Origin of the sequence: Alteribacter aurantiacus DSM 18675 (assembly GCF_000429705.1) — a bacterium.
In the GTDB taxonomy this organism is placed as follows: domain Bacteria; phylum Bacillota; class Bacilli; order Bacillales; family Salisediminibacteriaceae; genus Alteribacter; species Alteribacter aurantiacus.
In genome coordinates, this window is record NZ_AUCJ01000013.1 from 964 (window position 1) to 14,749 (window position 13,786).

Annotated in this window: 15 protein-coding genes, 11 tRNA genes and 1 other annotated feature (1 of these 27 cut by a window edge); of the genes, 1 reads left to right on the plus strand and 25 read right to left on the minus strand. The window is 44.7% G+C overall.

Annotation, left to right across the window (positions count from 1 at the left end; translation table 11 throughout):
- Nucleotides 1-180 (minus strand) — a sequence feature (most likely nonfunctional fraction of RNA operon) (it extends 159 nt beyond the left edge of the window).
- 152 nt (nt 181-332) lie between these two features.
- The 12 genes from G476_RS0102605 to G476_RS0102665 form a co-directional block, all read right to left on the minus strand.
- Nucleotides 333-409 (minus strand) — tRNA-Ile (locus tag G476_RS0102605).
- 65 nt (nt 410-474) lie between these two features.
- A tRNA-Gly gene (locus G476_RS0102615) sits at nt 475-548 on the minus strand.
- 17 nt (nt 549-565) lie between these two features.
- A tRNA-Pro gene (locus G476_RS0102620) sits at nt 566-642 on the minus strand.
- Nucleotides 643-653: 11 nt separating this feature from the next.
- Nucleotides 654-730, minus strand: a tRNA-Arg gene (locus G476_RS0102625).
- Between the two features lie 50 nt (nt 731-780).
- Nucleotides 781-866, minus strand: a tRNA-Leu gene (locus G476_RS0102630).
- An 8-nt stretch (nt 867-874) separates the two neighbouring features.
- Nucleotides 875-959: transfer RNA gene (locus tag G476_RS0102635), tRNA-Leu, on the minus strand.
- 8 nt (nt 960-967) lie between these two features.
- Nucleotides 968-1,043 (minus strand) — tRNA-Asp (locus tag G476_RS0102640).
- A 16-nt stretch (nt 1,044-1,059) separates the two neighbouring features.
- A tRNA-Val gene (locus G476_RS0102645) sits at nt 1,060-1,135 on the minus strand.
- A 36-nt stretch (nt 1,136-1,171) separates the two neighbouring features.
- A tRNA-Glu gene (locus G476_RS0102650) sits at nt 1,172-1,246 on the minus strand.
- Nucleotides 1,247-1,261: 15 nt separating this feature from the next.
- Nucleotides 1,262-1,352, minus strand: a tRNA-Ser gene (locus G476_RS0102655).
- Between the two features lie 3 nt (nt 1,353-1,355).
- A tRNA-Asn gene (locus G476_RS0102660) sits at nt 1,356-1,430 on the minus strand.
- Nucleotides 1,431-1,592: 162 nt separating this feature from the next.
- Nucleotides 1,593-2,054 (minus strand): SprT family protein, encoded by a 462-nt coding sequence (locus tag G476_RS0102665; RefSeq protein WP_026688721.1) that lies wholly within the window; start codon nt 2,052-2,054, stop codon nt 1,593-1,595.
- Nucleotides 2,055-2,193: 139 nt separating this feature from the next.
- Here G476_RS0102665 and cmpA point away from each other — a divergent pair, with 139 nt between their 5' ends.
- On the plus strand, nt 2,194-2,310 hold the full coding sequence (gene cmpA / locus G476_RS23460; RefSeq protein ID WP_156906505.1) for a cortex morphogenetic protein CmpA: 117 nt from the start codon (nt 2,194-2,196) through the stop codon (nt 2,308-2,310).
- 222 nt (nt 2,311-2,532) lie between these two features.
- On the opposite strand, the gene G476_RS0102675 is transcribed toward cmpA, so the two are convergent.
- The 13 genes from G476_RS0102675 to G476_RS0102740 form a co-directional block, all read right to left on the minus strand.
- Nucleotides 2,533-4,713, minus strand: coding sequence for a Tex family protein (locus G476_RS0102675; protein WP_026688722.1), 2,181 nt, complete (start codon nt 4,711-4,713; stop codon nt 2,533-2,535).
- A 297-nt stretch (nt 4,714-5,010) separates the two neighbouring features.
- Complete coding sequence (locus G476_RS0102685) at nt 5,011-5,622, minus strand: SpoIIE family protein phosphatase (protein WP_026688723.1); 612 nt, start codon at nt 5,620-5,622, stop codon at nt 5,011-5,013.
- Nucleotides 5,623-6,411 (minus strand): RNA polymerase sigma factor SigB, encoded by a 789-nt coding sequence (gene sigB / locus G476_RS0102690; protein ID WP_026688724.1) that lies wholly within the window; start codon nt 6,409-6,411, stop codon nt 5,623-5,625.
- Nucleotides 6,377-6,871: an anti-sigma B factor RsbW gene (rsbW, locus tag G476_RS0102695; RefSeq protein WP_026688725.1), complete on the minus strand. Its 495-nt coding sequence runs from the start codon at nt 6,869-6,871 to the stop codon at nt 6,377-6,379. The genes sigB and rsbW overlap by 35 nt, the downstream gene beginning before the upstream one ends.
- Before the next feature lie 6 nt (nt 6,872-6,877).
- Nucleotides 6,878-7,207, minus strand: a complete 330-nt coding sequence (locus tag G476_RS0102700) for an STAS domain-containing protein (protein ID WP_026688726.1) — start codon at nt 7,205-7,207, stop codon at nt 6,878-6,880.
- Between the two features lie 63 nt (nt 7,208-7,270).
- A complete protein-coding gene (locus tag G476_RS0102705; RefSeq protein WP_026688727.1) occupies nt 7,271-8,284 on the minus strand; it encodes a PP2C family protein-serine/threonine phosphatase in 1,014 nt (337 codons plus the stop codon).
- A 14-nt stretch (nt 8,285-8,298) separates the two neighbouring features.
- Nucleotides 8,299-8,700, minus strand: a complete 402-nt coding sequence (locus G476_RS0102710; RefSeq protein ID WP_026688728.1) for an anti-sigma regulatory factor — start codon at nt 8,698-8,700, stop codon at nt 8,299-8,301.
- Between the two features lie 3 nt (nt 8,701-8,703).
- Nucleotides 8,704-9,060: an STAS domain-containing protein gene (locus G476_RS0102715; RefSeq protein ID WP_026688729.1), complete on the minus strand. Its 357-nt coding sequence runs from the start codon at nt 9,058-9,060 to the stop codon at nt 8,704-8,706.
- A 13-nt stretch (nt 9,061-9,073) separates the two neighbouring features.
- On the minus strand, nt 9,074-9,892 hold the full coding sequence (locus G476_RS0102720; protein ID WP_026688730.1) for an RsbT co-antagonist protein RsbRA: 819 nt from the start codon (nt 9,890-9,892) through the stop codon (nt 9,074-9,076).
- 411 nt (nt 9,893-10,303) lie between these two features.
- Nucleotides 10,304-10,654 (minus strand): type II toxin-antitoxin system PemK/MazF family toxin, encoded by a 351-nt coding sequence (locus G476_RS0102725; protein ID WP_026688731.1) that lies wholly within the window; start codon nt 10,652-10,654, stop codon nt 10,304-10,306.
- A 3-nt stretch (nt 10,655-10,657) separates the two neighbouring features.
- Nucleotides 10,658-10,939 carry a CopG family ribbon-helix-helix protein gene (locus G476_RS0102730; RefSeq protein ID WP_026688732.1) on the minus strand — a complete coding sequence of 94 codons (282 nt, stop codon included), beginning with the start codon at nt 10,937-10,939 and terminating at the stop codon, nt 10,658-10,660.
- Between the two features lie 272 nt (nt 10,940-11,211).
- Nucleotides 11,212-12,390: an alanine racemase gene (gene alr, locus G476_RS0102735; RefSeq protein WP_035186021.1), complete on the minus strand. Its 1,179-nt coding sequence runs from the start codon at nt 12,388-12,390 to the stop codon at nt 11,212-11,214.
- A gap of 311 nt (nt 12,391-12,701) precedes the next feature.
- Entirely contained in the window at nt 12,702-13,772 is a 1,071-nt protein-coding gene (locus tag G476_RS0102740) for a LolA family protein (protein WP_026688734.1), read from the minus strand.
- Between the last annotated feature and the right edge of the window lie 14 nt (nt 13,773-13,786).

Below are 13,786 nucleotides of genomic sequence, written 5' to 3' on the forward strand. Positions count from 1 at the left end.
TAGGTAAAACCCAACTTTTACAATGGAACCATGCGGTTCCTTTGATTATTCGGTATTAGCCCCGGTTTCCCGGAGTTATCCCAATCTGTGAGGCAGGTTGCCCACGTGTTACTCACCCGTCCGCCGCTGACGTCAGGGGAGCAAGCTCCCCATCAGTCCGCTCGACTTGCATGTATTAGGCACGCCGCCAGCGTTCGTCCTGAGCCAGGATCAAACTCTCCATAGAAAGTTTGATGTCTCTGACATCATGTCTTGCTTTATTGACGGGATAATGTGTCATTATCCCACGTTTCGCTTGGCTTTTTGTTTAGTTTTCAAAGGTCAAAATTAAATGGTGGGCCTGAGTGGACTCGAACCACCGACCTCACGCTTATCAGGCGTGCGCTCTAACCAGCTGAGCTACAGGCCCTCAAGCAACTTTTCAATCATACCGTTTCCGGCAAGGAATTGCAAGAGGTTTTTTAAAAGTTTTTTTGGAGCGGGTGATGGGAATCGAACCCACATCATCAGCTTGGAAGGCTGAGGTTTTACCACTAAACTACACCCGCATACATTTTAAATTAAATGGTCGGGAAGACAGGATTTGAACCTGCGACCCCTTGGTCCCAAACCAAGTGCTCTGCCAAGCTGAGCTACTTCCCGTATAAAAATAATGGCGCGCCCGAGAGGAGTCGAACCCCTAACCTTCTGATCCGTAGTCAGACGCTCTATCCAATTGAGCTACGGGCGCCTAGTTATATAGGCGTTTATGTCATTCGTTACATTTGCAACAAATATGTATGGTGCGGTCGAGAGGAGTCGAACCTCCACGGGGTCTCCCCCACTAGGCCCTCAACCTAGCGCGTCTGCCATTCCGCCACGACCGCTAAATAAATGGTGCGGGTGAAGGGAGTCGAACCCCCACGCCCGAAGGCACTAGATCCTAAGTCTAGCGCGTCTGCCAATTCCGCCACACCCGCACAAAAAATGGCGGTCCCGACCGGGATCGAACCGGCGATCTCCTGCGTGACAGGCAGGCATGTTAACCGCTACACCACGGGACCATCATTTGTGATTAAATGGTGGAGGATGACGGGCTCGAACCGCCGACCCCCTGCTTGTAAGGCAGGTGCTCTCCCAACTGAGCTAATCCTCCGCTATAAAGTTTTACGTGTCTTGTAAACTTTGTAAATGGTGACCCGTACGGGATTCGAACCCGTGTTACCGCCGTGAAAGGGCGGTGTCTTAACCACTTGACCAACGGGCCAGTTTAAAATGAAACTGGCGGAGAAGGAGGGATTTGAACCCTCGCGCCGCTTGCGCGACCTACACCCTTAGCAGGGGCGCCTCTTCAGCCACTTGAGTACTTCTCCGTATGGCTCCACAGGTAGGACTCGAACCTACGACCGATCGGTTAACAGCCGATTGCTCTACCACTGAGCTACTGTGGAATAATGTTTGACGTCGTTAGCGCGACGTTTTATATCTTAGCACAGCCAACCTCTCTTCGTCAATAACTTATTTGTTATTTTTTAAGAAGTCGTTGTGTGCCGCTTGTCCGTTTCAGCGACTTTTATAATGTACCACAGTTAAAAATCACCGTCAATATTTTATTAAGAAATTGTTTTTATTTTCTCAAGCTTACCTTTACAACGCCCACAAACAAATCTCTTCACATTAATAAGACGCTTCCTTTTGTATTCCAAACCACACTTTGTACATCTATATAGATGTACAGTCTTGATTTCTCTTCGCATTCCCGGGACTACATTACAGTACCTCGATCCCCCTACCTTCCGAAGAAGTGTCTTGAAATCAGCATCCTTATGTTGATACCCCTTCCCCTCTAGGTGCAAGTGGTAATGACATAACTCGTGCTTAATAATCTTCATAAACTCCCCTTCCCCGAAAAGCTCAAGTTGCTTCGGGTTCATTTCAATATTGTGGGATTGGAGCATATAGCGTCCGCCCGTCGTACGCAAACGAGCGTTGAATGTGGCTTTATGTTTAAAAGCTTTGCCAAAATGTTTTAGAGATACACGCTCCACAAGAATTTGCAACTCTTCATTGTTCATAAGAGACCCCTCCCCTACCTCATATAGGACAAGATTACTTTATTACAATAACACAGACAACCACCTGCGCATATAGTATGTAATACTACGAAACCGTCCCACGATATCAGGCTCATCTCCATGTAAAGGAGGACCTTTTATGCCCGCGTGGCTAAAAAAACAACTAAAAGAAGCCTATTACAAAAAGGACAGACGAAGGATTAAGGTTTTAAATCAGTGTTGGTTTTATTACAAAAACAGCGATCAGGAGGCCTGATTTATTGAACCTTTCTTTACTCTCCTTCTTTTAAAAGCAATTTACACAATATTGTGCGGGGACAGACCCCGATCTAAGACACTCAATCTACCCAATCAAAACCAAATCTCTAGCCCCAGCCCTACCACATAATCTGTCGCCATCTCCTACCTTATAAAGAGATAAAAGAACCCGCTGCTTCGTGGCAACGGGTTTACTTTCTTCTATATGAAGGATAGTGAATTACGTCGTTTGTTTTTCCGGTTGGAGCATCGTTAAAGAGATGCGACCTTTTTGTGTGTCCACATCGCCTACCCACACGGTTACAACATCCCCCACAGAAACAACCTCCATCGGATGCTTCACGAAACGATTTGTAAGTTTGGAAATGTGAACGAGCCCATCTTGTTTTACGCCGATGTCAACAAAAGCTCCGAAATCAACTACGTTACGAACCGTCCCCTTTAACTCCATCCCCTTCTCCAAATCTTCCATAGACAAGACGTCTTGCTTGAGTACTGGAGGTGGAACGTCATCACGCGGATCCCTTCCCGGTTTCACAAGAGCATCAAGAATATCCTTCACCGTCGGTTCGCCTGCCCCAAGAGCTTCCGCAAGCTCACGAGCATTGACTCCTTTTAACTTCTCAACGGCTGCCGGGGTTCCCAAGTCTTTAGGTCCAACACCAAGCTTCGCCATGATCTCTTTTGTTACAGCGTAACTCTCTGGATGAATACTTGTTTGATCAAGCGGTTGCTTCCCGCCTGAGATTCTCATGAATCCAATGGCTTGTTCATAGGTTTTCGCACCTAATCGCGGTACTTTCTTCAGTTCTGTACGGCTAGTATAACGCCCTTCTTCTTCTCTTCTTTTTACAATATTGGTCGCAACGGATTTGGACAGTCCTGAAACATATTGCAATAATGAAACAGAGGCCGTATTGACGTTTACACCCACTTTATTTACGACGGTTTCTACAACAAAAGAAAGGGAGTCGTTAAGTTGAGATTGAGAAACGTCGTGCTGGTATTGGCCAACACCTACGGATTTAGGATCGATTTTCACAAGCTCCGCTAACGGATCTTGCAAACGCCTTCCGATGGATATAGCACTTCTTTCTTCTACTTGAAGATCAGGGAATTCTTCTTTCCCTAGCTTTGAGGCGGAATACACACTCGCCCCCGCTTCATTAACAATCACGTAAAACACTTCTTCTTTTACCTCTTTGATCGTATCGGCTACGAATTGTTCTGTTTCACGAGAAGCTGTTCCGTTTCCGACAGCCACAACACTTACACCGTGCTTGGCGATCAGTTTTTTTACTACCTCTCGAGATTTGTCCACTTCATTCCTCGGTGGTGTTGGATAGATAACGGTAATATCCAGAACTTTACCCGTCCCATCTACTACCGCCAACTTACATCCTGTTCGATAGGCCGGGTCGACGGCGAGGACAATTTTATCTTTTAATGGCTGTTGCAATAGGAGGTTTCTTAAGTTTTCAGAGAAAATATGGATTGCCTGCTTTTCAGCAACCTCCGTGGCTTCTTTTCGTATTTCTCGTTCCACAGACGGTTCGATCAATCGTTTGTACCCGTCTTCGATCGCTTCTTTTAACTGGTCTTCCGAAACGCCAGCCTTTGTAATATACTGCTTTTCAATGAAAGAAAGGATCCGATCTTTTGGTGGGCGTATCCCTACTTTAAGGATCTTTTCTTTTTCTCCACGGTTCATGGCAAGTACTCGGTGAGGAACAATCTTCTTAACCGCTTCTTCGTATGTATAATACATCTCATAGATGCCCTTTTCATCAGCGGCTTCATCCTTCACTTGAGAAACAAACCAACCTTCGGCACTCGTTAGCTCACGGGCCCTTTTGCGGACGTCAGGATCATCAGAAACCACCTCACTGATAATATCACGCGCCCCTTGAAGAGCATCGTCTACCGTGGCAACTTCTTTTTCTTCATTAACATATGTCGTTGCTTCTTCGATTACGTTTCCAGTGGTAGGGATCGAAAGGAGCCATTCAGCCAGTGGTTCAAGGCCTTTCTCTTTTGCCACTGTCGCTTTCGTTCTCCGTTTTTGTTTATATGGACGATAGAGGTCCTCTAACTCCTGAAGCTTAACCGCAGCTTCAATACTCGCTTTAAGTTCTGGTGTAAGCTTTTGCTGCTCGTCAATGAGCCTTAGCACTTCACTTTTACGGTTGGCAAGGCTGTTTGCATATTCCCACTCTTTAAGAATGGCACGAATTTGCTCTTCATCCATGCCCCCTGTTAACTCTTTACGGTACCTCGCAATGAAGGGAACGGTGTTTCCCTCTTCAGATAAATCAATGACGTTCTTTACACGGCTCTCTTTAAGCTTGACCGCGCCAGTTACTTGGGTGAGTAACGTTTTTTGTTCATCAGTCCAATCCATGTGTTCATCCTCCTGTCCCTATTCTAGTCTTTATTTTAGCGAACTACCAAGTAAAATACCACCGGCGATAGGCCTCCTTGTTTAAGAACACCTGACTTCATATAGCCTCATCAGCCTTCATACAATTGAAGCCCTACACCTTCGTCTTGTTCCCCAAAAACGGGCTAGCTTCAAAGCTTCCCTTTGATAAGCTCACCTTGGGTTGGAATAGAAGTCACGCCATGCATTTCGGAGCGGCGCACTCCACTTACAGTCATCGTTACGAAAAAGAAAAACAAAAAGGCGCCCCCTACTCTTTTACGAGCCTAGAGACACCTTACCGATCAGTATTGTTGTATCATCAGAGGAATCGACCATCCCCCCAACCACTTGTTCCATTGCCTTTTGCGTGGATGGTAGCTTGGTCATGTAATGATGAAAAACCGGATCAAACTTCAACCCGTCAGAGTAAAGGATAAAACTCATTCCATCTTCATAGCTGATGCGCTGAGCCTTAAACTGACGCTTCTTGCCCGACATGTAACCCCTTGAGGGGATGGGCCGGACCAGCTTCCCAGTGGGAGGGTAGAAGATACAACCGATGTTTCCAACGTTACTATAAACAATCTCTTGAGCATCCTGATCAATCTTAATAATGGTTAAAACAGCGCCACGTTTATGCCATAATGCCTCATTGCATTTATCCATCAGGGTTTCAACAGGGTCTTCTTTACATTTCTCAATCACCCTAACGACTGCCGACGAAGCTTCCATGGCCTCTTCTCCACTACCAAGCCCATCTGCAATCGCGCAGATCACATAGCCATCATCTTTCGAAACATAGAAGGCATCTCCTGAACACCAATTACCTTCCTTCGCGGTATAATAAGATGTAATTTCAATGTCGTCAAGTTGGTGGTATTTGATCATTTATAGACACTCCGATGGTTCGATACGAATCGATTCTCTTAATTTCTGAAGTGCTCTCCTTTGCAAACGAGATACATGCATCTGTGAAATTCCCAGTTGCTCACCGGTTTCTTTTTGACTCATGTTCTCGAAGTACGTGTAATGGAGGATTTGGCGCTCTCGCTCAGTCAGAACGTGGAACGCTTTTTGAAGAAGCATTTGCTGATCTGTTTTTTCATAGCCTTCTTCATTTGAGCCCACGAGATCGAGAAGGGTGACCGCACTGCCCTCATCGTCCGCTTCAATGGAGCGGTCGACCGATAAGGCTTGATAGCTTTTCCCCATTTCCATCGTTTCCAGAACTTCCTCTTCACTTACCCCAATGTGGTTTGCAATTTCTTCAACACGAGGTGAACGTTGGAGGTTGACAGTCAACTCTTCAACGGCTGCTTTGATCTTCGGACCAAGCTCTTTGATCCTTCTCGGAACATGAACGCTCCACGTCTTATCCCGAATAAATCGCTTGATCTCACCTACGATTGTTGGAACGGCGAAGGACTCAAAACTTCTTGCAAAAGCAGGATCAAATCTCCTTAATGCTGCAATTAATCCGATCATCCCTACTTGAATGAGATCTTCATCGTGCCGTTGCCCTTTGGAGAATTTACGTGCCAAGGAGTGAACAAGACCTTCGTATTCCATGACAAGCTTGGTTTGCACTTCTTCTCCACCATGCTTTTGAAATTCGTCTATCCATTCGTAGATGTACTCTTTATTATTGCGTTGCCGATGTTGAGATTCCGTCGCCATTTCGTTCCACCCCATCTCTATGAAGGAACTTGGTCATCACAATAATGACCCCTGAATCGCCGCTAATCTCCACTTTGTCCATCAAGGTTTCGATCAAGAAGAGGCCAAGCCCTCCTTCCTTAAGTTCTTCGACAGGTTGCTCGGCATTTACCGGACCCAGGTTTTGTTTTAGTTGATCCACGTCGAAGCTATTCCCTTTGTCTGCAACCATAAGTTCAATACGATCTTCGTATACGCCACAGCCAATCGTCATTGCCGCTTCATGGGATGCATCCTCTTTATACGCATGATTGACCACATTTGTACACGCTTCTGCTACAGCAATTTTAATATCTTCTATATCATCGTAGGAATAACCAAGTCGGTTTGCAATTCCTGATACGGTTAGTCGAACAACGCCAACATACTCCGGTTTCGCCGGAAGCTTCATTTCAATGAAATCAGGTTTCGTAGTAGACATGCTCTTTTACGCCTCCTCTCTTTCATTAACTTCAATATCTATCACTTCATCAAGACCAGTGATTGTAAACAGGCGTCTGACACGGTCATTTACACCTGTGATTTTTAACGTGCTTCCGCTTTGATCTGTTGCTTTTAAAGCGCCAATAAAGACACCTAGTCCTGTACTATCTATATAGTTAACGCCTGAAAGGTCCACAATAACGTGTTTATTCGGCTCTTCTGTTACAGGGATCAACTCTTCTTTTAATTTCGGCACAGTATATACATCAATTTCACCTTTAAGTGATACGAGGCTCTCTTGTGCTTTTTCTTTAATATCAATGTGAAGATTCATAACTACCCCTCCTGGAATACGAATATAATCATATTATTGCTATATACCCGATCTAAATACAGGCTAAACCTTCCTTCTTAAGATCAGTAGAGTAAAGTCGTCTTTCAGTTCGAAGTCCTGCATCTTTTCAAGCTCACGATAGACTCGATTCACAATTTCTTGCGCAGGCAGGTCAATGTGCTTTCGAATCATGTCCGTAATTTGCTCTCGTTCAATGAAGCCATCTTCCGTTCGACACTCTGTGACCCCATCTGAAAGCAGAACAAAAAAGTCTCCCGGTTCTACGTTTTTAACGTATTCCTTATAGGAAACCTTTTGGGACAAACCAAGGACCAGACCCTTAGTGGTCAATTCTTCAAAGGAATCGGTTTTCTTGGAATAATAAAAACCCGGCTCATGACCTGCACCTGCATAATAAAAGCGGTGACTACGAGGATCATAAGAGCCGTAGACCATCGTGATAAACATGTTGCTGTCGATGTTGCGTTCCACCACGCGGTTTAAACTCTCAAGGAGAGCTGCCGGTTGTAGGCGTTGTTCAGGTATACTGTCCATCGCATATTTGATCATGGACATACACATGGCAGCCGGAACACCTTTCCCAATAACATCTGCCACCGCCAATCCGATGCACCCGTGGTCGTCTTGGATATAGTGATAATAGTCCCCGCTCATCTTTCCTGCAGGGACACTTAACACACCAAGATCCACGTCTGGCGCATGGATTTCATCTTCAGGTAGAAGAGCCTGTTGCATCCGTGCCGCAACATTAAGCTCGGACTCGAGCTGTCTCTGTCTATCTCTTAAACTCTGATGTTCTCGGTACGCAAGACCATAACCGATCATGACCTCAAGCAAGAGGTCAAACGAATCGACTACTTCCTCAGGAAGTTCAGGAACCATTTCCTGAAAGACCGACATATGCAAGCTAACCATTTCTTCAGGAGACATGTCTTTTTCCATCATCTCTTTACTGAATTGCTGAGCTGCATAGAGAGCATGTTCACTTTTACTGTCTAGATACGTATTCAACATGTCTTTGTATAATTGATACATGGATAGCTTTGTTTTTTCCAAGTCTTAGAACCTCCTTAACGGAGCCACTTAATTGCACTAATTGTTGTGCCTTCGTTGAGTTCTGAGTCAATCTTGAACTCGTCCATTAATCGTTTGACTCCGGGTAACCCAGCGCCTAATCCTCCAGAAGTTGTATATCCGTCTTCCATTACTTTACGAATATCCTTAATACCAGGTCCTTCGTCAGTAGCAATGATTCGGATACCGCGCTTTCCGGAAGAGGTGGCTTCTTCAATATAAATTTGTCCTTTATTTGCGTATAGGTAGATGTTTCGTGCAAGTTCAGAAATCGCCGTCGTTACTCTGGCCTGATCCACAGATCCAAACCCGATTTCTCGGGCTAATTTACGACCAGCTTGCCGAGCAGCCACGATCCCCCACTCACTATGAATATCTACATGGGTTTGGACTTGCATTCATCACCCCTCCAATTCATGCTGGAGTCTCTCTAACCCCTGCTCAAGATCTAAAGCTGTCGGCACCTCATCTAATACTATTCCCATATCAATTAACGTAATGGCAACGGCGGGTTGAATCCCCGTTAAAACGACCTTGGCCCCCATAAGGTTGGACATGTCCACCACGTCCCCGAGGACTTTGGCAATGAATGAGTCAATCATATCAACCGAAGTCAGATCGATAACGACTCCCTTTGAGCCCTCTTGATGAATTTTATTTAACACATCTTCCTGAAACTGAAGAGCGGTCTGATCGTCTAAATCCACTTGCACGGAAATCAACAGATAATCATGAAGTTTTAAAATCGGAATCCTCAAAACGCGTTCCTCCTTACTCGTCGATCTCTACAATTTGTCGTGATGTCATTTCTAATGCTGCTTCTATTCCTTTTTTCAAGCTGCTTTTCGTTGGGAACTTCCCTAAGTCAATGCCCAAGTTAACAATGGTTTGAGCTATTTCAGGACGAATTCCTACTAATATACATTTTGCACCAACAAGGCGCACCGCTTCTGATGCTTGAATAATGTGGTGGGCCACCATCGTATCCACAACCGGGACACCGGTAATATCAATGAGAACCACTTGGGAACGGTGCTCAATTACACCGGTGAGTAAGTTCTCCATGATTTGTTTGGCCCGCTCCGTATCAATCGTTCCGATGAGCGGCATCACACTTATATTGTTGAAAACCGGGATAAGTGGGGCAGATAGCTCTTTAAGGGCCATCTTTTGTAAAAAGAAGGTGTTCTCCCACGTTCCCGAGTAATGACTTACAAGGATATTTACAATTTCGTCTGTCCAGTCTTCAATCTCTTGGTAAAACTCAAGAGCGCGACCTTCTTCTTTTTTAATCAACGTGTCGACTGTTGCTTTGCGGAACTCTTGAAGGCCTCTCGTAATATAGTTTAACGGCCATCCTAACTGAATGAGGCGATCAGTGTATTCACTGATTGAGGCTTTTACGTCTTCTTCTTCACGATCCAACGTTCGAAAAAGCATGTCCACGAACTCTCGGTTTGTATTTTGGTAGACAGTATCAGAGATGGTTTGCAAGTAATTCTCCCCGCGAAACTTCTCTACTTCCTTTAGCCATTCATCCGTTATGGTAGACCGGTATTCATGAATAAGAGCACGTATCTGGTGATTCATTTACACTTTCCCCCATTTTAAGCATCATAGTTAAATTCATTATTTCACTGATTACTAGGGATTGCAATGATTCCGTACCTACTACTTTATGTCAAAGCCCTTCAAAGGACGTGTTAATGATAAAAAAACACGGTTAATTCCCTTTTAAAATAAAGATAAACTGTCATTTTTACAAAAAAATAAATTTCTTGAGGACTCCCAAACAACCATGTTCAACTTCGAGCTTGCCTATTAGTCAGCACTCTGTGCAAAAGGCACGTATCACTTAGGAGACCGATTTGTACAAAGATGATTCAATCGAAAAGCACATGCTTTCCGTCCACGACCAATCATGTGTGCTCTATTTTAATATACGACAAAAAAAGTTGCTTTCCTCTTTGAAAAAGCAACTTTTCTCATATGATCTCCTACCTAGAAGTCGATTAGGCCAAGACTGATCATCAACGCATCATTCACTTTTAACATCATGTCGTCATCCAGATGAGTAATCTTGTCTGTTAGACGCTGTTTATCAATCGTTCTAATTTGTTCCAATAATATTACGGAGTCCCTGTCAAAGCCGTAACGCTTCGCATTAATCTCTACATGAGTAGGAAGCTTGGCTTTTTGAATCTGAGCGGTGATTGCAGCGACAATCACGGTAGGACTGAAACGGTTGCCGATATCATTTTGAATGATTAAAACCGGGCGAACGCCTCCTTGCTCCGAACCAACGACGGGTGATAGGTCCGCAAAATAAACGTCCCCGCGTTTTACAATCAACCGTTACACCCCACTAACTAAGCGATCTAAAGTGTGCTCGGCCTCCTCTTCAACAAGAAAGGCTTCCGTCGCAATGTTAAGATTAATTTTTGCCATCTCCATGTACCCTTGTTGCATGGTTTCACGAATCTTGCTTTTCTTTCTCTCACGCAGGTACATCTTCGTTGCCTGATGAATGATTTCGCTTCGATTTACATCTTCTTTGTCTTCCAGTAATCCGTCCAATTCATTCACTAGATGTTGTGGTAAACTTACCATTATTCTTTTTGTGTTCTCTTCAGACACAAAAAACACCTCCAACGCAGCTAACACCCTGATTTTAGTCCTATTCAATCATATCACTAGCCAGCGGCCTTTGCAAAGTGGCATTTGTAATTTAACAGAGAATCGTGTTTGTCGCATACCGGGTTTTTCCATCAACAACAGTCGCAGTCGTTCCCTCTCGATTGAAAAACAAGCACTATAAATGATATTCGCCGCCCCAATTACTATTCCTCTTTTTATTTTGTGAAATTTGTAGAAGTTTAGTCATAAATAACCAGATTGTTGTAAGAAGATTATAATACTCCGTTTTGGAGGTGAATCCGTTTCCCTTTTTTATAGGTTGCTTTTGGTACTCGGTAGCCAATCATACAAGGAATTTCATAATTGATTGTACCTAGGCGCTTCGCAACGTCATCGACTGAAATCGTATCTGTTCCTTGGGAGCCGATCAAGGTCACTTTCGTTCCTACTGGCACCTCTCCTTCCAGTAGCACCATCATTTGATCCATACATACTCTTCCGATAATCGGTGCTCTTTTACCATTCACCAGAACTTCCCCACCGTTCGCATTCGCTCTGATCCAGCCATCTGCATACCCGATCGGAATCGTAGCGATCCACTCTTCAGAGGAAGCACGATACGTTGCACCATAGCTCACCCCGTCTCCTTTTTGGAGCTGCTTCACATGGGTTATCCTGCTGTGCAAAGAGAAGGCTTGTTGCAATGAGACGCCTAAGCGATCTTTCACTTCCTCTGAAGGAACAAGACCGTACATAGATATGCCTACCCGAACCAGCGTATACGCATACTCTTTGTATCGAAGGGCTGTCGCACTGTTGCCGGTATGAATATAGTCGGGTAAAAAATCAAAGGAACTCTTAAGCCAGTTAAGAAAGGATGTAAACCGTTCATGCTGAGCATCCAGATACGTACGATCAACCTCATCCGCCGTGGCGAAGTGTGTGTACACCCCTTCAATATGAAAAAGTTCAGAATGGTCTTTGACTTGATCTAACAAAAGCTGTCCGTCTTCTGTGGATCGAAGCCCGAGGCGCCCCATCCCCGTGTCGACTTTGATATGAAGGTTGACCTTCGTTTTTTCTTTACTTAAATAAGGTGCGGCCTCTTTTACCCAATCAGCCTGAAAAACCGTAAGTGTGAGAGCATGCTTTTGAGCTAGAGCTACATCGCTTGGCCTTGTGTAACCTAACACCAAGATAGGAGCCTCAATTCCCGCCTGCCTAAGAGCCAAGGCTTCATCCAGTATTGCTACCCCTAAGTATGATGCCCCTGCTTGAAGGGCTGTTTTTGCTACTTCTACAGCCCCGTGACCATAGGCATTTGCTTTTACTACAGCCATGTATGTAACGCCATTAGGTAAGCTCTGTTTAATTGCTTTTACGTTGTGTTCGATCGCGTCCAAATTGACTTCGGCCCACGTATCGCGGTAAAACTCCTGTGATTCTCCCAAAACCGGCACCTCTTTTCTCCGTCATCGTTCACTGTATTCCATTTTAATTGGTTTTAAAGGTGTGTCAACAGAAGGGAGTGATTGGAAGGAGGGGAGAAGTGTTTTTCGAGGTTCGGATGATCCACTTATTCTTCGTTTGATCCACTTATTCGGAGATTGATCCACTTATTTTTCAATCCTTCCAGTTATCAAAAGGTTGCTCCACTTATTTCAGAATTGTTCCAGTTAGCCCAAAACCCACTACGCCGCCCCCACCTCAAACTACACCACAAAAAAACCTCGGCAGCATCACAGCCGCCAAGGCCACATTTTTATTTCTCTTCCGTTCCGTACACGCTTCGTGCGATACTCATCATTTCTTCATCGCTCAAGTGCTGAGAAGCAAGGAAGAAATCCGTTCCTTGATAGGACCAAGACACGTTCGTTGTTTCCCCGTCCCTTGAAATCGCTCCAATCGTAAAGCCAAGATCAACGGGTGAGCCATCAGTAATTTGTACTGGTGTACTCGCTGTTACCGCTTGGCTTCTCTGTTGCACAAGCGTAAACGGCTGATCCCCTTCATAAGACAGAATCACACGTCGTCCGTTTTCCGTTTCAAGCTCTCGCGACTCGCTATATTCCGTTCCTTGTGGAGAGTACATTGGGAAAAAGACCGTGAACATCTCTGCGTCCGCTTCTTCATCCCCCTCTTCCGTTACAACAGATTCCCCATCTGATTCTTCGCCCATCGTTGGCACTTCTGAATTCAGCTGAGCTCCTGTCATGTTGCGATCCATATCGAAGTCTCCATCATCAAACGTCGTGTTCAGTTCGAACTCACTGAAGTTGACTTCAACGAGGACTTTTAGGTCCACATCCATGATTCTGACGGACGTCGGTGTAAGGCTCTTTTTATCAAGCATAATTTCCTGTTGGTTCAAGTTTTTGTTCGTATAGTTCGTATTCGTTTGGAAAACGTAATGATCGTCCGTTGCTGTAAACGTGCGCTCCGGATCCATTAAGATATCATTGACCAGGGATTCGTACAAATAGACTTGACTGTTGTTTTCAGGCCAGTCGCTTTGGAAACGGAAGCTCTTGTTCAAAGCCGGAGTCAATACAAAGACCCCTTCATCGTTTCTTAAGATTATCTGGCTTTGATCGCTTTCAGCATTGCTAAGGGCCACTCTGTAGAAGGTTGGATAGCGATACCACACATCCACTTCGTACGTTTGTGGTTCCTTTCCTGTCTGAAGTGTCATGGAAGCTGTCGCTTTGTATCCTTGGAGATCGTCCAAGTTTTTATCCAACGCGTCAATCACATCTTCTTGACTTTTTTCCCCACAAGCAGCAAGCACCATCGCAAGTGCTGCCAACAATAGAAGAGACATGATCTTCTTCATTTACTCAACCCCTC